The 22,477-nt window shown below is 38.7% G+C and carries 21 protein-coding genes; 12 read left to right on the top strand and 9 right to left on the bottom strand.

Features of this window, described 5'->3' with window-relative positions; translation table 11 throughout:
- The first annotated feature begins 70 nt into the window (after positions 1-70).
- A complete protein-coding gene (rpoH, locus tag EOK74_RS14190) occupies positions 71-925 on the top strand; it encodes an RNA polymerase sigma factor RpoH (RefSeq protein ID WP_133470686.1) in 855 nt (284 codons plus the stop codon).
- 70 nt (positions 926-995) lie between these two features.
- Here the strand turns inward: rpoH and EOK74_RS14195 are convergent, their stop codons facing one another.
- The 3 genes from EOK74_RS14195 to pip form a co-directional block, all read right to left on the bottom strand.
- A complete protein-coding gene (locus EOK74_RS14195) occupies positions 996-1,916 on the bottom strand; it encodes a bifunctional GNAT family N-acetyltransferase/hotdog fold thioesterase (protein ID WP_133470687.1) in 921 nt (306 codons plus the stop codon).
- 113 nt (positions 1,917-2,029) lie between these two features.
- A complete protein-coding gene (dtd, locus tag EOK74_RS14200) occupies positions 2,030-2,467 on the bottom strand; it encodes a D-aminoacyl-tRNA deacylase (RefSeq protein WP_133470688.1) in 438 nt (145 codons plus the stop codon).
- Positions 2,464-3,429 carry a prolyl aminopeptidase gene (gene pip / locus EOK74_RS14205; protein WP_133470689.1) on the bottom strand — a complete coding sequence of 322 codons (966 nt, stop codon included), beginning with the start codon at positions 3,427-3,429 and terminating at the stop codon, positions 2,464-2,466. The genes dtd and pip overlap by 4 nt, the downstream gene beginning before the upstream one ends.
- Before the next feature lie 92 nt (positions 3,430-3,521).
- On the opposite strand from pip, the gene EOK74_RS14210 reads away from it, so the two are divergent.
- Together EOK74_RS14210 and EOK74_RS14215 are read left to right on the top strand one after the other, a co-directional pair.
- On the top strand, positions 3,522-3,749 hold the full coding sequence (locus EOK74_RS14210) for a hypothetical protein (protein ID WP_133470690.1): 228 nt from the start codon (positions 3,522-3,524) through the stop codon (positions 3,747-3,749).
- A 2-nt stretch (positions 3,750-3,751) separates the two neighbouring features.
- The gene (locus EOK74_RS14215) at positions 3,752-4,399 is read left to right on the top strand and encodes a DUF2959 domain-containing protein (protein ID WP_133470691.1); all 648 of its coding nucleotides are present in this window, start codon (positions 3,752-3,754) and stop codon (positions 4,397-4,399) included.
- A 7-nt stretch (positions 4,400-4,406) separates the two neighbouring features.
- Here the strand turns inward: EOK74_RS14215 and EOK74_RS14220 are convergent, their stop codons facing one another.
- On the bottom strand, positions 4,407-5,309 hold the full coding sequence (locus tag EOK74_RS14220) for a virulence factor BrkB family protein (protein WP_133470692.1): 903 nt from the start codon (positions 5,307-5,309) through the stop codon (positions 4,407-4,409).
- 30 nt (positions 5,310-5,339) lie between these two features.
- Positions 5,340-6,224: a methylenetetrahydrofolate reductase gene (gene metF, locus EOK74_RS14225; RefSeq protein ID WP_133470693.1), complete on the bottom strand. Its 885-nt coding sequence runs from the start codon at positions 6,222-6,224 to the stop codon at positions 5,340-5,342.
- Between the two features lie 153 nt (positions 6,225-6,377).
- Here metF and metJ point away from each other — a divergent pair, with 153 nt between their 5' ends.
- Entirely contained in the window at positions 6,378-6,716 is a 339-nt protein-coding gene (metJ, locus tag EOK74_RS14230) for a met regulon transcriptional regulator MetJ (RefSeq protein ID WP_133470694.1), read from the top strand.
- Positions 6,717-6,803: 87 nt separating this feature from the next.
- On the opposite strand, the gene EOK74_RS14235 is transcribed toward metJ, so the two are convergent.
- Together EOK74_RS14235 and EOK74_RS14240 are read right to left on the bottom strand one after the other, a co-directional pair.
- Positions 6,804-7,484, bottom strand: a complete 681-nt coding sequence (locus EOK74_RS14235) for a glutathione S-transferase (protein ID WP_133470695.1) — start codon at positions 7,482-7,484, stop codon at positions 6,804-6,806.
- 133 nt (positions 7,485-7,617) lie between these two features.
- Positions 7,618-8,202 (bottom strand): HD domain-containing protein, encoded by a 585-nt coding sequence (locus tag EOK74_RS14240; protein ID WP_133470696.1) that lies wholly within the window; start codon positions 8,200-8,202, stop codon positions 7,618-7,620.
- Positions 8,203-8,700: 498 nt separating this feature from the next.
- On the opposite strand from EOK74_RS14240, the gene EOK74_RS14245 reads away from it, so the two are divergent.
- The 7 genes from EOK74_RS14245 (at position 8,701) to EOK74_RS14275 (ending at position 18,005) form a co-directional block, all read left to right on the top strand.
- Entirely contained in the window at positions 8,701-11,547 is a 2,847-nt protein-coding gene (locus EOK74_RS14245) for an EAL domain-containing protein (RefSeq protein WP_133470697.1), read from the top strand.
- Positions 11,548-11,772: 225 nt separating this feature from the next.
- Entirely contained in the window at positions 11,773-12,396 is a 624-nt protein-coding gene (ribA, locus tag EOK74_RS14250) for a GTP cyclohydrolase II (RefSeq protein ID WP_133470698.1), read from the top strand.
- Positions 12,397-12,533: 137 nt separating this feature from the next.
- Positions 12,534-13,919, top strand: a complete 1,386-nt coding sequence (locus EOK74_RS14255) for a DUF3300 domain-containing protein (RefSeq protein ID WP_133470699.1) — start codon at positions 12,534-12,536, stop codon at positions 13,917-13,919.
- Between the two features lie 64 nt (positions 13,920-13,983).
- Positions 13,984-14,445, top strand: a complete 462-nt coding sequence (locus EOK74_RS14260; protein WP_133470700.1) for a GNAT family N-acetyltransferase — start codon at positions 13,984-13,986, stop codon at positions 14,443-14,445.
- Positions 14,446-14,519: 74 nt separating this feature from the next.
- The gene (locus tag EOK74_RS14265; protein WP_133470701.1) at positions 14,520-15,524 is read left to right on the top strand and encodes an aspartate carbamoyltransferase; all 1,005 of its coding nucleotides are present in this window, start codon (positions 14,520-14,522) and stop codon (positions 15,522-15,524) included.
- Between the two features lie 51 nt (positions 15,525-15,575).
- Positions 15,576-16,871, top strand: coding sequence for a glutamate-1-semialdehyde 2,1-aminomutase (hemL, locus tag EOK74_RS14270; protein WP_133470702.1), 1,296 nt, complete (start codon positions 15,576-15,578; stop codon positions 16,869-16,871).
- Positions 16,872-16,928: 57 nt separating this feature from the next.
- The gene (locus EOK74_RS14275; protein ID WP_133470703.1) at positions 16,929-18,005 is read left to right on the top strand and encodes an adenylate/guanylate cyclase domain-containing protein; all 1,077 of its coding nucleotides are present in this window, start codon (positions 16,929-16,931) and stop codon (positions 18,003-18,005) included.
- 425 nt (positions 18,006-18,430) lie between these two features.
- Here the strand turns inward: EOK74_RS14275 and EOK74_RS14280 are convergent, their stop codons facing one another.
- Positions 18,431-19,354 carry a Dyp-type peroxidase gene (locus tag EOK74_RS14280; RefSeq protein WP_133470704.1) on the bottom strand — a complete coding sequence of 308 codons (924 nt, stop codon included), beginning with the start codon at positions 19,352-19,354 and terminating at the stop codon, positions 18,431-18,433.
- A gap of 300 nt (positions 19,355-19,654) precedes the next feature.
- On the opposite strand from EOK74_RS14280, the gene EOK74_RS14285 reads away from it, so the two are divergent.
- Positions 19,655-20,758, top strand: a complete 1,104-nt coding sequence (locus EOK74_RS14285; RefSeq protein ID WP_133470705.1) for a mechanosensitive ion channel family protein — start codon at positions 19,655-19,657, stop codon at positions 20,756-20,758.
- 22 nt (positions 20,759-20,780) lie between these two features.
- On the opposite strand, the gene ggt is transcribed toward EOK74_RS14285, so the two are convergent.
- Positions 20,781-22,472 carry a gamma-glutamyltransferase gene (gene ggt / locus EOK74_RS14290; RefSeq protein ID WP_133470706.1) on the bottom strand — a complete coding sequence of 564 codons (1,692 nt, stop codon included), beginning with the start codon at positions 22,470-22,472 and terminating at the stop codon, positions 20,781-20,783.
- Positions 22,473-22,477: the final 5 nt, after the last annotated feature.

Below are 22,477 nucleotides of genomic sequence, written 5' to 3' on the forward strand. Positions count from 1 at the left end.
CTATGATTTCAGTCGCAGGGGGCTTTTTTTTTTGATAAAATCGCGAGCTATTGTGCAATTGGAGGTCACTATGAGTACAGATTTACGGGCATTGACATTAACTGTCCCTCAAACAGGTAGTATTGAAACTTACGTTCAAGCGGTAAGTGGTATTAATATGCTATCGGCCGAGGATGAACGTAGTCTTGCTGAGCGTTTACAAGAAGATGGCGACTTACAAGCTGCTAGAAAGCTTATTATGTCTCATCTACGATTTGTGGTGCACATAGCTAAATCTTATTCCGGATATGGGTTGCCACAGGCAGATTTGATTCAAGAAGGTAATATCGGCTTAATGAAAGCGGTTAAACGCTTTGATCCTACTGTAGGTGTCAGGTTGGTATCTTTTGCTGTGCATTGGATCAAAGCTGAAATACACGAATTTGTGTTACGTAACTGGCGTATAGTTAAAGTTGCAACTACTAAAGCACAGCGTAAACTTTTCTTTAACCTACGTAAGAACAAAAAACGTTTAGGTTGGTTTACTCATGCTGAAGTACAAAAGGTAGCTGAAGAGTTAGGTGTGAGCACTAAAGAAGTGCTCCAAATGGAAGCGCGCATGAGCAGCCAAGACCAAGCATTTGACTTGTCAGCTGATGATGACGAAAGCGGAAGTTTTGCTCCGGTTCAGTTTTTAGAAGATAAATCTGCCGATGTAGAAACCGACGTTATTAATGCGGATTGGGATTCTAATGCTTCTGGTAGATTATATGCTGCGATTAAAACTTTAGACGAGCGTAGTCAGCATATCATTCAAACTCGCTGGCTATCTGATGACAAAACCACATTGCAAGATTTAGCTGATAAATACCAAGTATCGGCGGAACGTGTTCGTCAAATAGAAAAGAATGCAATGAAAAAGTTACAAAATGCTATGGCAGCCTAAGCCAAGTATTCAAACATAGCAAAAAGCTCTAATTAATTAGGGCTTTTTTTTACGTTTTTTTTAATATTGCTTATTCAGAAGTAACAGGTTTAGTCGCTACAGGTAAGACCCAAAAGTCACCTATAAATTCTGCCACCGCCTTGTCTCCGTCTAATATTGCTACACTTAATTGTATATGGCATTTCTTGTTTTTAAGTAAGGTTTCAAACCTTCCAGACAAAGATTCAATGTTGCATATGGCTCTAGGCTGCATAGTGATGGGTTTATGATAATGAATATTGCCATCACCTAATACGATTTCACCTTCTAAAGCCTTTTCTTTTAGTTGTAAAAAAATCATACCCCAGCCTGTTAAGGTGGCTAAAGAAAAAATGCTGCCAGCGAACATAGTTCCGTGTAGATTTATATTTTTATTTAGCGATGCTCGGCTTTCTAAAGTACGGCCCGTGTATTGGTGTAACTTGATCCCCATCTGTTCACTAATAGGAATAGTGTCGTGCCAAGTTTCTTGAAGTAATTTACACCACTTAGGGTGTAAGGTGAGTATATTTGGATCAATCAGGCGCTTGACCATTTGTTGCCGCTGCTGCTCTCCTAATTCTTTTGGGGTTTCGCTTTCTATCTCAAAGCCAACGCTTTGAAAAAATGGAATAGAAACCTGAGTGCTATTTGTGACTATACGAACGGCACCTTCAGCTCTTGCTACAGACTCTAATGAAGACACCAGCATACTTGCGAGCCCTTTACCTTGATAGTCTTTTTCAACAGCTACATGCCTCACTTGTGCCTCTTCTGCTGTATTCATATGTACACGTCCAATAGCAATAACCTCTCCCTGACTATTGCGAATTAGTCTGTGCTCACTGACTTGCTCGTATTCGTCTTTTTCTGAGCCTTTTGGGAAATTCCAAGGGGCTCGTAACATTTTCCAACGGAAAGCAAAATACTCTTCGTAGTCCTGTTCGCTAGTGGGGTCTTCAATTTTATACATTTAAGGTTTCCGAGTTTGAGTACCTAAATTTAGGTACCTGATACTAAATGCCAGTCAAGATGCATTCTCTAAACCAGTGGACCATTAAAGCGCAAAAGCTAGCAGGCGGCAAACTATACTTGTAACTGAAATGTTACAGGGCCATCGTTTACTAGCGAAACCTGCATATCAGCTCCAAACTTACCGGTTTCAAATTTGATCTCACTTTGTTTGCACTTATTTACAAAATAATTGTAAAGCTCGAGGCCTCTTTCTGGCGTTGCACCTTTTGAAAAGCTGGGCCGATTGCCACTTTTGGTGTCTGCGACTAAGGTAAATTGAGAGACAATTAGTAACTCGCCTTTTACTTGTTGAATATTTAGGTTCATTTTTCCGTTTTCATCTGAAAACATTCGATAATTCATAACTTTATTAAGAAGTTTGTCTGCTTTATTTTGGTCATCGTCTTTTTCAACGCCTAGTAACACTAGGCTACCCGTACCTATTTCTCCTACAACTTTGCTATCTACTTCAACTTTGGCATGTTTAACTCTTTGAATTAAGGCAATCATGACTGCTCCTTACAAAACTTGAGCATATCTCTGGTTGCTCGACATAACGCTTTTGTGGTGTTTTTCTCGCCAGCGCTATGACCCGCTTCAGGAATAATTGAAAGTTTACTGTTATCTAATGCCTGATGTAGTGAGTAAGCGGACTCTACTTTGCAAACCGTATCGTAGCGACCATGTATGATGTTTATAGGTAGGTCTTTAATTTTAACTGTATTATTTAATATGTGATTTTCAGGAATGAAGCATTGGTGCTTTATGTAATGGCACTCTAACAAGGCTAAGCTAATTGCCCTATGAACGTCGGGTATTAACTGCTCTTCGTTAATTTGGATATGTAATCTACTTATGCGAGCTTCCCACAAAAACCAAGCTTTGATGGCTGCCATCTTTCGTACTTCGTTATTGCTAGTGAAAATATCATAATAAGCATCAGCAATAGATTGGCCGGTTAGCTGTGACTTAATAGGCTTTAAAAATTCATTGTAGAACTCTGGAAATAACTGGGCCGCTCCACCTTTTTTATCCAAGTACCAGCTGTAGTCTTCTTCTCGAGCTAGAAAAATCCCCCTTAATATCAAGCCGATTATGTTTTGAGGTTGTTCGATTGCCACAAGTAAAGCTAATGTTGACCCCCAAGAACCGCCAAATAGCACCCACTTACCTATCTTCAAGTGGCTCTGAATTGCCAGAACATCCTGTACTAATAGTTGACTTGTATTGTGCTCTAAACTGCCAAATGGTAGAGATTTACCGCACCCTCTTTGGTCAAACCCAATGATTCTGTAATGTTCAGGATCAAAAAACTGCCGATAAGTCGCAGATATACCGGCACCTGGGCCACCGTGTAGAAACAAAATAGGGATACCATCGGGGTTTCCTGTTTGTTCGAGGTACAATTGGTGCCCATCAGATACGTCAAACATTTCAGTTTTGTAGGGGGATATTGCTGGAAAAAGTTGCATTGTCTTACATATCTCATTTGTTAATTGCCTGACTTTGCTTTAATTTACTACTTAATTGATAGAATCGTTATTATTTTTATAGGAGTTTTAAAATGGCGGGACAAGGTTCGGGCGGTAATGTTATCGCAGCAATTTGCAATGTGTTTATCGCAGGCTTAGGGCAATTGGTACAAGGTAGAATATTAGCAGCCATCGTTTTTTTCTTATTGGTATGGGTTAATTATGCGCTAGCAGCAACCGGTATTTTGTTTTTTATGGCAGTGTTTGGGTTTATCTTCCATGTTTGGGCAATTATAGACGCAGCGAAATATAAAGGGTGATTATGAAAAAGTTACTTATAGTTCCAATAATATTGACCTTAGCCGCATGTCAAACTGCGCAAAAAGCTTATTATTCGGCTTGGGAAACTGTGGGAGTAGAGAAGCGAGATATTCTTGTCGATCGTGTTGAAGATGCTAAAGAGTCTCAAGAAGACGCACAACAACAGTTTAGCTCTGCATTAGATGAATTCAGCCAGTTAATTAACTTTGACGGTGGCGAGTTTCAGAGCGTTTATGAACAGTTAAAAGATCAATATGAAGCCAGCGAAGAATCGGCAGAAGCGGTTACTAGCCGTATAGATAAAGTTGAAAGTGTTGCTGAAGCACTGTTTGATGAGTGGCTAGAGGAGTTAGAAACCTACACTAACCAAACTTTAAAGCGTGACAGCCAGATGAAGCTTAAAGAAACACAGCGTAATTATAAGTCTTTAGTGAGTGCAATGCGTAAAGCTGAAAGCAAAATGGCTCCTGTTTTGTCTGCATTGAAAGACAATGTTTTGTATCTAAAACATAACTTAAACGCCAGCGCGATAGGTGCTTTGCAAGGTGAGTTTAGTGGGATAAAAAAAGAGATTAATCAATTAGTATCAGAAATGAACACTGCCATTTCTGAATCTAATAAATTTATATCAAGTATTCAGGGAGAGTAGCGCTATCCTATGTTGGGGAAACAGAAGTTTCCTCATCATCTTCAGAGAATTTATCCTCAGACTCTTCACCTAAAAATAATTCTAATACCCTTGTAAATTCAGCCCCGACTAAAATTACTATCCAAGATAGATACACCCATAAAAATAGGATTGGGATTACAGCTAATGCGCCATAAATCACCTGATATGACGGAAAACTAGTGATATAAAACGCAAAGCCCTTTTTACTTAGCTCAAATAAACTAGCTGCCACAAACGCTCCAGCTAGAGCGTGTTTGGCTTCAATTTTCTTGTTCGGTACCAACATATACAAAATAAAAAAAGCACTAATAGACATCAAAAACGGTACAAATTTTAATAAGAAGGTTGTGAACCCAAAGGTGTATTCTTCTGCATAATTAGCTAAACCCACTAAATACGAGCTCACGGCAACACTCGCTCCCATAAGCAGAGGACCTAGGGTAAGCACCATCCAGTAAATGGCTAGTGTGAATACTATAGGTCTCTCACTTTTTGACTGCCAGATGCGATTTAGGGTTTTATCTATATTAGAGATCAACATTAAAGCTACTACCATTAAAGATAAAATCCCTATTGCACCCATGCCAGAAGCATTATTGATGAATTCTGTCATGTAAGTGCTAACTTGGCTTCCAGCTGAGGGAATAAAGCTTTCGAAAATCAGTTCTTCTATCTCACCTCTTGTTTCTGCAAAAGCTGGGAAAGCAGATAAAATAGTAAAAAACACCATGATAAAGGGCACTAAAGACAATAAAGACACATAAGCTAGATGCCCCGCTGACACGGTAATATTGTCTTGTTTAACATGGTTAATAAATAGAGATAAAAATGCCTTACACTGATTGAATAAGGCAATAATATTTGTCTTTGAAATAAAAGTACTAGGCATGATTGGGCTAATCGTTACAGGAATTAACTGTTAGTCTGCTCTAACGCCCAACATATGGCAAATGGCATAACTCAATTCACTACGATTTAATGTATAGAAATGGAAGTTTCGAATGCCTTCTTTAGCTAGTACCTTCACCATATCCATGGCTATACTTGCACCCATTAGGTTACGAGTAGTTTGATCATCTTTATCTAAGCCACCATACATTTTGTGTAACCATTGGGGTACGTGCACATTCGTAAATCCAGCAAAACGTTGTAAGGTTTGATAGTTAGTGACGGGCAAAATGCCTGGCACTATATCTAAATCAATGCCTGCTGCTGCTGCTCGGTCACGAAAACGTAAAAATACTTCTGCATCAAAAAAGAACTGGCTGATAGCTTCGGTGGCTCCGGCATCCGCTTTGCGTTTTAAATTTAGTAAGTCAAATTGTGCATTAGGTGCTTCTGGGTGTTTCTCAGGATAAGCAGCAACAGCAATATCAAAATCAGCGACATCTTTTAGCAAAGTGACTAAATCAGATGCATAAGATTGAGGTTTAGCTATACCTTCTGGTAAGTCTCCTCGAAGAGCAACAATTTTTCGAATACCGCTGTCCCAATAATCTTTAGCTATTTGAATTAGCTCTTCCCGCGAAGCATCAACACAGGTTAAGTGGGGGACCGATTTGATACCTGTTTCTGATTGAATACGCTTTACCACATCATGGGTTCTGTCTCGCTCACCACTATTGGCTCCATAGGTAACCGACATATAGGCAGGCTTTAGAGGCGCTAAACGTTCCACTGACTTCCACAGTGTTTGCTCCATAGATTCAGTTTTAGGAGGGAAGAATTCAAAAGACACATCTATATCTTTTACTTCTGATAATGATTGATTTAATGCATCTATGCCGCGTGCGTACGATACCATTGAGGTACTCCAAATAAATTTAGCCGTTTAGACGTCTAAAGTAAGCTTTGTATGTAAAGCCGTCAAGATGTTTAGCAGTCTATCGTTGACCTTTTCTGCGTAATGTTTAGAATTTCCCCGTATAAGAAAGATAAAACTTGGTAAATTTTAGTAATGGCAGATCCAACAAAGTGGAATGGAGAGTATATCCATCCTTACGCTGAGCATGGAAAAAAAAGTGAATTGGTTAAGAAAGTCACGGTTTCTATTCCTCTCAAAGTACTGAAAGTATTAACCGATGAGCGCACCAGACGTCAGGTGAATAACCTACGGCATGCAACTAACTCTGAGTTATTGTGTGAGGCATTTTTGCATGCCTTTACTGGGCAGCCATTACCCGATGATGAAGATCTTGAGAAAGACAACGCTCAGCGTATTCCGAGAGAGGCAAGGCGTCTAATGCAGGAAATGGGATTGGAGATAGACACTGATAACGATACCGAAGAAGAGTAATACATTGAACAATGTAAAACCTCATTCCACATAAATTTTAAAGTACTGCCTACCTGTGGTGGGTAGTAAGCTTATGCTTGGTAGACTTTACCCATAGTCATATTGTCCTCCTTTAATTAAAGCCTGTTGATAGGCACTGCGAGCGTGAATGGCTTTTACAAAACGGGTTACGTTTGGTAAATCAGCAGCTGCACCTCTTGCTACTGCAGCCTCTAGAGGAAAGCTCATTTGAATATCTGCTCCAGTTAGTTTTTCTCCTGCAAACCATTTGTTTTTAGCCAAATGCTGTTCAATAAACTGCATATTTGTTTTGATTATAGGGCCGTAATAAGCGTCCATAAGCTTATCAGCTATTTTATTGGCTATAATTTTCACAAACCAAGGTTTGGCTTTTTCACGGGCTTTATCAAGTACCAGTTTTGCCACAAGAGGTGGCATTAAGGTACCTTCTGCAAAGTGTAGCCAGTAAATGAATTGCCAGTGTGAAGATGTGCCTGCTGTGGGGTGAGTAAGTTGTTCTTCATCTAATTTTGAACCGTAAGTTGAGATTAGATATTCAATAATCGCCCCTGATTCGGCTACTGTGATGTTGCCATCGGTAATGATGGGGGATTTGCCTAAAGGGTGAACTGATTTTAAAGATGCCGGTGCTAAATTTGTTTCACTGTCTCTCTTATACTGCTGAATTTTATAGTCTAGGTTGAGCTCTTCTAACAACCATAAAATCCGCTGTGAGCGGGAGTTATTTAGATGGTGCAAAGTGATCATTTTAGTTTCCAGTTTAGGCATAGGTTCGTTGTTTATTGCTATGTATACGTACTAAAACTATTTAGGACCAATTTTCCCTAAAAATTGTTATCTATTATTAGGCTTTATGTGTGGCGCTAAGAGTTTAAGAAAACTATTTAAGTCTTACTCCAGCGTTTGTGCCTTTTTTTATCACTTGTTCTTTTACCCATTGCCAAAGTATGGGGTTGGCATCTCCAATGGCACTATTTTTTGCTAATATTTGCTCTATGGTTACATCATGTTCAAGCCAGCTTTGACAGCCATTGTGAATATTTTGAATTACAGGCATGAGTCTATCTATGGCTTTGGCAAATTTAGCTTCTGGAGTGTTTGTATGTTCAAACTCAATCCATAGGTCTAGGTAGGCGGCTCCTTGTTGCTTGGGTAATATTGCAAAGATGCGCTTTGCTGCGGCTAATTCATTTTCGTAGTCATCATGATTTGCATCGTATGCAAATTTGTCACCTGTATCAATCTCTACAATATCGTGTAACAGTAACATTGTGACTACTGTCAAAGCGTCAGTTTTTTGCTCGGCATAAGGCAGTAAAGTTAACGCGAGTAGCGCTATCTGCCAGCTGTGTTCTGCACTATTTTCATAACGATTAACCCCAACAGGCTTTATCTTTCTATCTACATTTTTTAATTGTTCAATTTCAATAATGAAGTGGGTAATTTTTTGAAAGTCTTCTGTCATAGTAGGCTCATTGTGTCCCTTAATAGCTTGGGATTATGCCATTAAATTGGCTGGGTGTTATTTTCCTGATGGATCTAAACTCGTAAATTAAGTCGCAATATGATCTATGTTTGTATTGCTTATGTCACCACTTCAGGGGCCACTATCATATTTTAATGTTCAACATATCGGGGTGAATAATACTTGCTGTACCTCAGATTACTCCGATACCAAGGAACTTACTGCACCTGTTTGTTATGTCAAGCTAAGGTTACCGAAAAATGGTTTTTATAAATAGTGAACTAGACATTGGAAGACTACTTGAAATTAGTCATGAATTTATTCTTAACCTAAAGTTAATCCAAAATAAAACAACAATATGAGGAAATGCTTGTTTATGGTAAATATAGTAAACCTACTCCAAGTTGGGGTGGCTGTTTTGATGTTTCATTTGGTAGTTAAACTTGTACCTTAAGCATTCAATGCAATAAAAAAGCAATAAGGCGCTAGATGTTAAGTATGAAGATAAGGTTGTTAAATCAATTGATTATTAGATTTTTTGTAGTTCTCTTTTGGCTAATCAGTAGCGCTCAAGCTGAAGAAGTGTTTTTTGACGATGAAGTTAACCACATTGACCTTATGAAGAAAATAACTTGGTTGCAGACAGATAAATACGTGCAGTTATCTGATGTTCAAGGTCTTGACAATTGGCAGCAGAATGCAATGCCAAACAAACTGAAAGAAGATAAAAGCTTGTGGGGTACAATTGATTTATACCGCTCTATTTCAAGCGATGAACCCTTTGTTTTTAAAATTGGTAACCCTTTACTTGATTATGTTGACGTATATTTACTGGATGATAAAAATCGAATTTTAAGCTCCTATTTAATGGGAGCAAAACGTGAGTTCTCTAAACGGCCCATTGAACATAGATTGTTCATGGTTCCTATTGACCCTCGTCAGCCGGTTATTAAAGTGTTCTTCAAGGTACGTGACGATGGGCCCATTGTATTTCCGGTAACTCTAAATAAACAATCCAATTTAATTGTTAACGAGCAGCTTTTGTTGTTAGCAACTGGCTTTGTGTGTGGTGGCTTAGCATTATTGGGTGGCTATTTTTTCGCAACCTATATATTTTTACGTAGTCCTGTACGCTATTGGTTTGCTGTATCCAATGCTGTTTTCTTTTTGTTTTTTTTAAACATCAAAGGCATGTTGGGTCAATTTACCGGTTTCACAACTTATATCTCAAATATAAATGCAGCATTATTTGGGGTTTTGTTGATTACTATTGCTAAGGTTACCTTCTCCATCTTAGAAGTCGTACCTACAATATGGCGCCATTCTTTTTATGCTCTTGGGTTTGTGACTGTTGCAATGGCATTTTCGGCAGATACCAATAGTCAAATTATTTTCGCAGTATTAATGTCAGCATTATCTTGTCTGATTATTTTAATTATGGCGTTTATTTATAACAAAAGTGATAAAAAAGTCGCTAATTTAGCTTGTTTGGGGGGGCTTTCGCTTATCGCAATTAGTGGCTTTACTCGCGTTAGTATGTACCTAGCTACCGTACCAATATTTGAATCAGTTTCATTTGTTTTTACCGTATTTATCATACTAGGTATGATATTAATTGCTTTGTCGATAGAAGCGCACGAACGTGTAATCATAAAGCGACATCACTTAAAGCAACAAACAGCTATAACCGATTTGCATCATTACTACGATTTGTTTCAAAATTCTGCAGAAGGCTTGTATGCCTCTAAAGTGGATGGACAACTTGTATCTGTGAACCCTGCAATGTGTAGTTTATTTGGTTATAAAAACTCTAAAGAAATGCTGCTTCGGGTGAACAATGCCGATGAGTTTTATGCTGATTCTTCAGACCGTGAGCTAATACTGGGTGAAATTCATAAAAACGGAAAAGTGATTGGTAAAGAAATTAAAGGTATTCGCAAAGATGGCAGTGAGTTTTGGTTTTCAATATCAGGGCAAATAAAAGAACAAAATGATGAACGTTATTTATTTGGTTCTATCTTTGATGTTACAGCACGTAAACAATCAAATATGAGCCTTAAATATTTAGCCTCACATGATTCGTTAACTGGAGTATTTAATCGTCGCGAGTTCGATACTCGATTACAGAGTGCCTTGCATCAAGCTAGAAGCCATAATACAGATCTAACCTTACTTTATTTAGATTTGGAGCAGATTAAGCAAGTAAATGATACCTGTGGCCATAAAGCAGGTGATCTATTAATTAAGCAGTTGTCTTTAAAGTTGGGCTCTGTGGTTTCAGGCAAAGGCATGTTTGCAAGAGTGGGGGGGGATGAGTTTGCGGTGTTATTAGAAGGTGATGAAGCACCTATGGCCTATTTACTAGCTAATGAACTTCTAAATGTTGTAAAAGAGTTTCGTTTTACTTGGGAAAATAAAGTATTCACGCTAGGGGGGAGTGTGGGGCAAGCACCTTGGCAGCCAAACATTAATACTCCTGAAGAGTTAATGAGTATGGCCGATTCTGCATGTTTTCTAGCCAAGAAGAAGGGTCGTAATCACATTCATACATTCTCTGCTGATGATAAACATATGCAAAGGTACGATAAGGAGTTGTCTTGGGTTTCCAAAATAAACGAGGCCTTACAAAATGAACAGTTTGAATTGTATTACCAGCACTACTTGCCTTTAAGTAAAAAGAACACTGGTCATCAATATGAACTATTACTTAGAATGACCCAATTAGATGGAAAAGCTATTTTACCGGAAGCTTTCTTACCAGCGGCTGAGCGTTATAGTTTGTCTGCTAAAATAGACCGATGGGTAATTGAGTATTATTTCAATTGGCTAACAAAACATCCTGTACACCTAGATGAATTAACCCAAGTTAGTATTAATATAAGTGGTCATTCTATAGGTGATAAGGAATTTAAGTTATTTATTTTAAATGCATTTGAAAAGCATAGTATTCCCTACCATAAAGTAAGCTTCGAAATTACTGAAAGCATGGCCATTGTTAGGATGGAAGAAACCATAGAGTTCATCAATACGTTTCAGAAGTTAGGTTGCGTATTTGCCTTGGATGATTTTGGTAGCGGCATAACGTCATACAATTATTTAAAAAGCTTGCCCATTGACCAAGTAAAAATTAACGGAAGTCTTGTGAAAAATATTTTGGTGGATCCCATTGATTTGGCTATGGTGAATTCTATTCACGACATTACTAAAGCTATGGGTATGGAAACTGTGGCTAAGTTTGTAGAGTCTACTGAGGTGATGGTGGCATTAGGCAAGGCTGGAATTGATTTTGCCCAAGGGTATGGCATTGCTAAGCCTATGCCTCTTTTAGAATTTCAGCAGTACTAATTCTGGCATCATAAAAGTAAAGCTCTTGTAAACAAAGTAATAGTGCCCATATAGACTGGTACTTTTATGCGTGTCATTGACTGATCTATATTGAATACAATTGGATAGATTACATAGAAGTGTAAGTACTGGTTGGTTTATACAAGGTCTAGCCTTTTTGGCGAATATTCTAAGGTATACACACCCAGCAAGTTTTTACCCTATTTGAAGTATGTATAGAAAAATATGACCACTAGTGCCGAAAAGTATCAATATGTAAGTTCCGCAAAATTACCTACTCGTTGGGGCCAATTTACAATTCATGGATTTGAAGAGCTAGATTCTGGTCAAGAGCATGTAGCCTTGTCTTACGGTGAATGGTCGATAGAAGAAGTTATTCCTATGCGTATTCATTCTGAGTGCTTAACTGGCGATGCTTTGTTCAGTACTCGATGTGACTGTGGTGCTCAGCTTGAAAAAGGCTTACAAAATATTGTAAAAAATGGCAAAGGAGTGCTGCTGTATTTACGTCAAGAGGGTCGAGGGATTGGTTTACTTAATAAAATCAAAGCTTACAAATTGCAGGACCAAGGCATGGACACTGTAGAAGCTAATGAGCATTTGGGATTTGACGCAGATTTAAGAGACTACAGCATTTGCCAATTAATGCTGCAGACCCTAAAAGTACAAAATATTAAATTAATGACTAACAACCCTAAAAAGCGTGTGGCCCTAACTCGTATGGGGTTCAATGTAGCCGAACGTGTGCCAATTGACCATGGTGTAACTGATGACAATCGTTATTATATTCAAACTAAAACCGAGAAATTGGGGCACCAATTTACTCCCGAGCAATATATCAAGCGCTAACTAATTTCTTTTGTTTCGTTAATAACAAATTTCAGTCTGTATTCAGTCACTGTTAAGTTTACACAGCGTATAACTACTCTTACGATTTGTTCTGCAATTATTTGTTGAACTCTTAAAAGTCATAAGAGGAAAAGGATATGGGAAATCAAAAAAAGTACCTGCTGATATATTTATGCATTTTATGTGTAGTTGTGGGAAGTCTGGTGCAATTAGCGCAAGCAGATGAACAAGACACATCTTCAGTTAATGAATTAGGTTCCGTCTTAGATCAAGCTGAAGTGGACCAAATGTTGGCACCTATCGCTCTATATCCTGACACTTTGTTATCTCATATTTTGGTTGCATCTACCTATCCTTTAGAAGTGGTTCAAGCTGCTAGGTGGCGCAATGCAAATGATACTTTAGATGCAGAGCAAGCCTTAAATTATGCTGAAACTCAAGACTGGGATCCCAGTGTTCAAGCCCTTGTTCCTTTTAATGATTTATTACAAACTTTAAGTGATGATTTGCAGTGGTTGCAGCGGTTAGGTGAAGCATTCTTGTTTAATGAAGAGCAAGTGTTATCTAGTATTCAAACCTTACGTCAAAAAGCCTATGCCTTAGGCACTTTGAGGGATAATGAATATCTAGATGTGGAGCAGCAAGATAGTGAAATTATTATTCAGCCGGTGCAAAAAGAGGTGGTATATATACCTTATTACGATACTCGAGTGGTATATGGCAGTTGGTGGTGGCATCACAGTCAACCACATAGATGGCATAGGCCTCTCCATAGTGTTTTAGTTTCAGGTTTTTATTGGAGTATTGGTTTTCACATTCGTCCTAGCTTTTATTTTGGTGGCTTCTTTTGGCCTAAACGTCATGTGTTTGCTGATTATAATTATCGCCGTCACTCAACCAAGTATTGGTCACAACATAAAACTAAAAGCCAAAAAGTAAAGATTAGAGATTCACAACGTTGGACTCATAATACTAAACACAGAAGAGGTGTGCAGTATCACAAAAATGGTCAAAAAGTTGTTTATGTTAGTAATAATAAAAATGGTCGTTCTGCGATTGTGAAAGATAATACAGGGAGCAATAAGAATAATAAAAAGCGGACTATCAAATATGAGAACCATTCACAAAAAGAGAAGTCAAATAGTAAGCGCGTTAAAACGGCTTTACAGACTAAAAAAGTACAACAAGATAGCAGTAAAAATTATGCAAAAAGTAAGTACCAGTCACATCAAAAGAAGTCTACGGTAAATCAAACGAATGGTAAGCAGTATACGAGCACAAACAAACAGGTTTTAACTGAAAAAAATAAGCCTAAGTCTCAACAGTATGCCACGTATAAGGCTAGTAAAATTGATAAATCACAGTCTCAAACAGCAAACTATAACCGCCAAAACCAGACTAAATCGACTAAACAAAGTTATAAAACTAGTCGGGCTAACTCGAATCGACAGAACTACAAAGCGCAGAATAAGTCGCGCAATGTGAACAGTCATCGCCAGAGCCGTAATCAGCAAAAACAATAATATTAAAACCCAGTGGCCCACGCTATTATCATTTCAATAGAATGATAATAGCGTGGGCTTTTTTATGAACATAAAAGTAGATGATTTAACCCATCCCCAAATTAAACAGTTATTACAAAAGCATTTAGATGACATGTTTGCCACCTCTCCACGTGAAAGCGTCCATGCCTTAGATTTATCTGGATTACGTCAGTCTAACGTGACCTTTTGGAGTGGTTGGCAAGGAGATGAATTGCTAGGTTGCGGTGCTTTAAAGATATTATCCGCTACACAAGGCGAGATTAAATCAATGCGCACGTCTGAGCATCATGTTCGTAAGGGCGTGGCTTCTAAGATGTTGCAACATATTATTCAACATGCTCAAAGTATTGGGCTACACCAATTAAGTTTAGAGACAGGAGCCCAAGATTTTTTTAAACCAGCTCGTCAGCTATATATCAACCATGGTTTTAAATATTGTGGCCCTTTTGGTGATTACCTTCCTGACCCAAATAGCCAGTTTATGACTTTATTTATTATAGAGTAGACTTTTAGCGCTAGGGACTAAGCTGTTATTTTGATAAAATGCTCCTTATGTCAAGAGTTTGAGTTATAGGTCTTATGAATTTTAAAGGTGGTCACATCCTGTCGGTAAATCAATTTGACCGAGAGGCAATTGAGCAGGTTTTTACTGTTGCACATCAAATGTTGCCCTATGCAAAAAGGCAGAAACGAACCACGGTTTTAGACGGCGCTATTTTGGGAAACCTGTTTTTTGAGCCTAGCACTCGAACTCGAGTGAGCTTTGGCACCGCATTTAATTTATTAGGGGGCGAAGTTCGCGAAACAACAGGTTTAAGTAATTCTGCTTTGGCAAAAGGCGAGTCTTTATATGACACGGCCAGGGTATTAAGTGGTTACTCAGATATCATTGCTATGCGCCATCCAGATACAGGTTCGGTAGCTGAGTTTGCACAGGGAAGCCGTATTCCCGTGATAAATGGTGGTGATGGTGCAAATGAACACCCTACTCAAGCTTTGTTAGATTTGTATACTATTCAAAAAGAGTTACAGGATCATGGTAGTGGTATTGATGGCATGCACATTGCGATGATTGGCGACCTAAAGTACGGACGAACCGTTCATTCTCTTTCTAAATTACTATGCCTGTTTAAAAATGTGCGTTTTACCTTGATTTCGCCAAAAGAGCTGTCGATGCCAGCTGCAATTATTGATGCAATAGAGAATGCCGGCCATCAGTATAAAGTTACTGAGCAGTTTGAGGGCAGCCTAGATGCTGACATTTGCTATCAAACTCGCATTCAAGAGGAGCGTTTTCCATCGCAACAAGAAGCGAATCAATATCGAGGTAAGTTTCGTTTAAATCAACAAATTTACACTAAGCACTTCCAATCAAAAACCGTGATCATGCATCCGCTTCCCCGTGATTCACGAGCAGAAGCCAATGAGTTAGATAACGATCTCAATTTAAACCCTAACTTAGCTATTTTTCGCCAAACCGATAATGGTGTGTTAGTGAGAATGGCCTTATTTGCCTTAACATTGGGGGTCGAAAATATCGTATCTCAGTTTGATCGTGACGTGCATTGGCATGTAAATCCCTAATACCTGAATTAGCAGAAGCTAGTCAATTTTATAAAATTTTAAGAAGACATTATGAACAAATCAGAAAGCTTATTTACTCGTGCCAAAGAACATATTCCTGGTGGAGTAAACTCTCCCGTTAGAGCATTTAAAGCTGTGGGAGGTACCCCGCCTTTTATTAGTAAAGCAGACGGTCCTTACCTATATGATGCTGACGGTAAGCGTTATATCGACTATGTGCAGTCATGGGGACCTATGGTTTTAGGTCACAATAACCCTAAAATTCGTGAAGCGGTTATTGATGCTGCCCAAGATGGCCTGAGTTTTGGTGCGCCCACAGAAATTGAAGTTCAGATGGCTGAAAAGGTTTCTAAACTGGTGCCTTCTATGGAAATGTTACGTATGGTGAACTCTGGTACTGAAGCCACTATGAGTGCCATTAGATTGGCTAGGGGATATACCAATCGAGATAAAATTTTAAAGTTTGAGGGATGTTATCACGGGCATGCAGATGCCTTGTTGGTAAAAGCAGGGTCTGGTGCACTAACTTTAGGTGTACCAAGTTCACCAGGTATTCCAGTAGACTTCGCTAAGCATACTTTGACCATGGAATATAATAACTTGGACTCGGTAGCTGCCGCGTTCAAAGAATATCCTGAAGATATCGCTTGTATTATTGTTGAGCCCGTCGCCGGTAATATGAACTGTATTCCACCAGTGGATGGGTTTTTGGAAGGTTTAAGGGATATTTGTGACAAATATGGTGCGGTACTTATTTTAGATGAAGTGATGACCGGATTCCGTGTTGCAAGAGGCGGCGCTCAAGAAAAATATAATATTAAGCCAGACTTAACCTGTTTAGGTAAAGTGATTGGTGGCGGTATGCCAGTAGGTGCCTTTGGTGGTAAAACTGAAATCATGAAGTGTATCGCACCTGATGGCCCGGTTTATCAAGCCGGAACCTTATCTGGGAACCCAGTTGCTATGGCAGCAGGAATGGCATCTTTGTCAGAAATAGAACAAGATGGCCTATATGAAAAACTAACTGCGACTACTAAAAATTTGGCTGAAGGCTTTAAATCTTTAGCGAACAAATATGGTATTCCGATGTCTGTTAATTACGCAGGTAGCATGTTTGGGCTGTTTTTCACTGATGTTGAGAGGGTCACAAATTATCAACAAGCTATTAGTTGTAATACAGAGCAATTTAATTTGTTTTATCATGGCATGCTAGAAAAAGGTGTTTATCTAGCCCCTGCATCTTACGAAGCAGGCTTTGTATCCGCTATGCATGACGATGATGTAATTGAAGAAACATTAGCGATAGCCGATCAAGTGTTTGCTATGGTTGCAGAGAAGTGCGGATAATATTAAGTTGGATAGTTTTAGATATTTACAGCATCAAATACAAGTGAATCTTATCTAGTGTTAGCGCAAGTTTTACAGCCAATACCATTAGCATTGCTAGGGATTATTGCTATTTACACAATAGTGCTGGTGGTATTACTCAAAAAGATATTGAAAAATAAAGCTGTTAAATTTGCAAGCCCACTTGCTACAAATAAACCATCAGATGCCGCAGACTCTAGTTTTGAAGATAAAGCTGATGAAGCAATGCGTCTCAATCAAACCTTTCGTAAGTTTGTTCCTAAGCAATTCGTAGATCATTTTGCTAAGCACGGCTCTGACACTCTTGAGCTTGGCCGTGCAGATGAAGATGAACTAGCGATTCTATTTTCTGATATCAGAGGTTTTACAGGGCTATCAGAAAATATGACACCTCAGGAGCTGATGAATTTTCTTAATTCTTATTTCTTAAGAATGAATGACCCCATTCATCAAAATAGTGGTTTTATTGATAAGTTTATTGGTGATGCTGTAATGGCCTTGTTCGATAGGCCAGCTGGAACTAATACAGATAAAGCTCAGGATGCAATTCGTGCGGCATTAGGATTACGTGAGGCTATTATTCTGTATAACGAGCATAGAGCGAATTGCGACTATCCGGCTGTTAATATTGGGATTGGGGTGCACTTTGGCCCCGTAATTATTGGCACTGTAGGTTCAGAAGACCGAATGGACACTACTGTAATTGGTGACGCTGTAAATATTGCCTTTAGACTTGAAGCCTTAGCGCCTAAATACTTTACGGATATAGTGGTAAGTGCTGAAACGCTTAAGCAAGCCGATGCAGATGGGGTATTTAAATACAGACTTTTAGATTGGGTAAGAGTTAAAGGAAGACAAACGCCTATTGAAATATATGAAGTGATTGACCATCAAGCTGATGAAGTAAAACAGTTAAAGTTAGCTAATGCTGAGTTTATTAAGCTTGGCATAACTTACCGAAAACTACAGCAATGGGATCAGGCCCAACAATCTTTTCAAAGAGCTATAGAAATTAGTCCCGGTGACACATTAGCAAAACACCATTTATTTCAGTGCGACGTATTAATGAATTCAGACTTACCAAAAGATTGGGATGGTTCTATTCTGCTTTAGCTTAAGGTTAGCAATTTAGACCATAGTTGTTGCCATCGATTCACTTTATCTGTTGAACTTAGGAGTTTTGGGGATATGGTTGTTGGAGGCTGCAACTCGCAGTACTGTTCTAAGACGGTTGCATTGAGGCTAGCTAGCCTATTGTTCTTATGAGTGTATGTGGTAAGCAGAAACGTTTGGCATAATGGAGATCGTAAAAAACTTGCTTGCCCTGAACTTTGTTTGTAACACTTTAATTGAAATTGATTAGATAGGGTGATTTGTCCATGGGGATCCGATAAATACTCAAGTTTTTGAAGTTTACAAAAATCGCAATCGCATACCCTAGGTGAATAATTTGATAAGGTTTTGGGCAGGCTTAATTTGACCTGAACCTCTCCACAAGAGCATTTTCCTGAGTATTCATACATAAGTAATTTTCTTAGTTACTCTTTAGCCTGCTGTTTAATAAAGTTAATTGAAGGAGCAAAAAACGCACCGCCAGTTTCAGCGCTGGTGAAGTCTAGAAACTTGTCATAGTTTCCTTCTTCATCACCAACAATTCTACTTGTGAGTATCTCAGTAAAAGGTTGTGGACTTTTAGCACAGGATACACAATATAAGCCTTGAATTGTCATATCACCGTAGGGCATATTTTGTCTGAGTACCTCACGGTTGTTGCCATACTCATCTTTTAAAGAAGTACGTACTGTATGAGAAAATGGGGCAATGTTATCGCTCTTAAATTCAATATTATCTGCTTTTTTCCGTCCTATAACCTCTTCTTGTTCAGAGACTTCTAGTTGTTGCCATTTCTTCATATTATGCCGGTAACGTTGAACATGGATATAGCTACCACCGGTAAAGTTAAGGTCCTGATCACCTACTAGAGCTACTGAAAATTTACGCATACCTTTTGGGTTTTCAGTACCATCAACAAAGCCTGTTAAATCTCTACCATCTAGATAACGAAAGCCTCTTACTTCTTCATATAAATCCACATGGGGTTGCAGTAATTGAATGACTTCAGCTCCTATGGCATGACAGATATCCATTCGGTCAGCTTTTATTTGTATAAACAGGTCACCCGGTGTAGCTGGTGCATTACGGTCGTCACTATTCGTAATGGGAAATGGGGATAATTCTTGAGGGATTAACCTTGGATACAGCTCATACCAATAGTCTGTTCCAATAGCCACTATGCCTGAGACCATAGCTTCGTAATACTCTTCATCATAGTGAGCAAACAAGGCTAATATCTCAGCGATCTTTTTACGCATGGCTGATGCGTCATCGTCAATAACATTGAGCGTTAAATATAGAGCATGCAGATTCGGCTCTGCACAAATACCTTTTTGAGCCTGAGTCATTAATACGTTCTTACTTGAATAAGCACAAATACCTTTAAAGTGTCGTTATGTGGCTTTGGTTATGCCTATATAGTAATCGTCTGATGAAGGCATTGAAATAGATTGAAATAGAATTGTTATCTTATCTTTACAAATTCGACGTCAACAAAAGCTCACAAACCATAATTGAGCATTATTCATGCTGTTATGGTGCATATTTGTTTTTAAAAGCACAGGTATACCGCTGAAGCCTATATAAGTTCTATTGGTGTGTTATTTGCACAAAATAATATACAAGGAACTGAGAAAGGGTAAACCTTTATGCCAGAAACTATAGAGTTTATAAAAAACCTCATTGATATAACACCCGTTTGGTTATCTTCAATAGTGACCTTTATTTGTGTATTTATGAGCCTTTGGTTGTGTAAACGTATTGTCTTTTTCTATTTAAGCTTTTTAACTAACAAGTCTAAGTTTGCTTTCGACTCTTTGCTATTAGAAGCGGCAGCAAGAGCAACCAGTGTCTTAATTTTTGCTATATCTTTGAAGATAGCGGAGCTTATCCTAAGTAACTATGTTTCACTTTCTGATAGCAAAAGTGATTTATTAAATACCTCTAGCCAAGTGTTATTAATTTTAGCTTTGATTTTATTTATCGATAAGTTTTCCCGTTTAAGTCTGAGTCAATATGAAAGTAGCTCACCCTTTATGAAGACTAGCGGAAGCTTGATACGGGGCACAACTCGGGTTGTGGTTTACTGCATTGGTATTTTAGTTATTCTTAGTACACTGGGTGTTTCTATCACACCTATAGTGGCTTCTCTAGGTATTGGCTCCCTCGCTGTGGCATTAGCATTACAACCTACTTTGGAAAATTTCTTTTCCGGTCTCCAAATGATAGCTGATAAACCTTTAAGGGTAGGGGATTTTGTAGAGTTAGACTCTGGTGAGCAAGGGTTTGTAGAGAAGATTGGCTGGCGGTCAACCTGGATAAAAATGCTGCCTAATAATATTGTGATTATGCCAAATAGTGTTTTAGCTCAATCTAAACTAATCAATTATTATTATCCTGAAAAACAATTATCCGTGCCCGTTGATGTTGGGGTCCATTACGATTCTGACCTGGAGCACGTAGAAAAAGTCACGCTAGAGGTGGCAAGAGAGATTTTACATTCTCATAAATGGGGGGTCCCTGAATATGAAACATTCGTGGTATTTCACACTTTTGATAACTCGAGCATTAACTTTACTGTGATGTTAAGAGCACAAGAGTATTTTAATCGATTCTTTATTAAGTCGGCTTTTATAAAGGCATTACATAAAAGATTCAAGGACGAAGGTATTGTCATACCCTATCCAATTAGTGCGATTAACTTAAGCCAAGAAAACGCTCAACAAGGCATAACAAATCATAACGACACTTAGTGTCGTTATGATTTTAGCTTTATTAGTAACCAGCCGCTTGTCCGTCTTTGCGGCTTTCAGATGCGCCAAAATAAACACCTGTTTCAAGATCACGCATTATGGCTTGATAGCCGCCATAGTTACCTACGCTATCTTGTAAAATATGACCTTTTTGAATCAAGTTACGTCTTACATGAGGGGCAAAACCAGACTCCAAGTGTACCTTACCACTATCGCTCATTTTTGTGCCTGTTGGTTGACTTGAGCCTGAATGTAGCATTCTCGGAGCGTCTCCAGCTTCTTGCAGGTTCATTCCAAAGTCAATCAAGTTGGTAATGATCTGCGCATGCATTTGTGGCTGGGTGCCACCTCCCATTACACCAAAACTTAACCAAGGCTGGCCATTACGAGTCACAAAGGCAGGAATAATAGTATGGAAAGGCCGCTTGTTTGGAGCATAGACATTGTTGTGGCCGGGCTCTAAGCTGAATAACTCTCCTCTATCTTGTAATACAAAACCTAACCCTGTGGGTGTCATACCAGATCCCATGCCACGATAGTTACTTTGAATGAGTGACACCATATTGCCTTCTTTGTCTGCCGTTGTGAGGTAAATAGTGTCACCGTCATTTAAGCCAGCATCGAAACGCTTGGCGGCTTTGTTGTTATCAATTAGCAGACTACGCTTCTTCGCATACTGTTTTGATATTAACTGAGCGACAGGAATGTTATTGAAATTAGGATCTGCATAATATTTTGCTCTATCTTCAAAGGCCAGTTTTTTAGCTTCAACAAAAGTATGAATATACTGCTCTGAGCCATAACCCATGTCTTGGATATCATAGTTTTCTAAAATATTGAGTATTTGTAGCGCCGCTATACCTTGACCATTAGGTGGTAACTCCCAAACATCGTAACCTTTGTAGTTGGCTGAAACAGGTTCAACCCAATCCGATGTGTGGCTGGCTAAATCTTCATAACTTAGAAAACCTCCTTGTTTTTCCATGTAAGCTGCGATTGATTGAGCAATATCTCCTTTGTAAAAAGCATCTCGTCCACCAGTGGCTATTTTTTCATATGTTACGGCTAAGTCTTTATTGGTAAAAATTTGCCCTTTAACAGGTGCTTTACCATTTGGCATATAGGTTTCTTTAAAACCGGGAAATTTGGCAAGTTTGGGAACACTTGACTGCATATAATGGGCAATTAGCTCACTAACAGGAAAGCCATTTTTAGCATACTCAATACTTGGCGAGAGTAAGGTAGTCATAGGTAAATTGCCAAACTTTTGATGTAATTCAAACCAACCATCTACAGCACCAGGAACTGAAACTGGAAGTGGCCCGTATGCTGGTATTTTATCTAATCCTTGTAGCTGAAAATGCTCCAAAGTTAATGATTTAGGGGAGCGACCTGAAGCATTTAATCCATAAAGTTTCATAGTCTTGGCATCCCAAACTATGGCAAATAAATCACCACCTATGCCACTACCAGTTGGTTCTACTAGGCCTAACATTGCATTGGCTGCTATCGCTGCATCAATGGCATTGCCACCCTGTTTGAGTATATCTAAAGCAACCTGAGTGGCTAAAGGTTGGCTAGTTGCCACCATACCATTGGCAGCTATTACTTCAGAGCGAGAAGCAAATGACTCACCTGTCACTCTGTCATATGACCAAGTAGGAAAAACAAAACTCAAGAACACAAAAGAAGTAACAAAGTTGGTAAGGTTCATTAATT

Origin of the sequence: Paraglaciecola marina (genome assembly GCF_004360155.1) — a bacterium.
Taxonomy (GTDB): domain Bacteria; phylum Pseudomonadota; class Gammaproteobacteria; order Enterobacterales; family Alteromonadaceae; genus Paraglaciecola; species Paraglaciecola marina.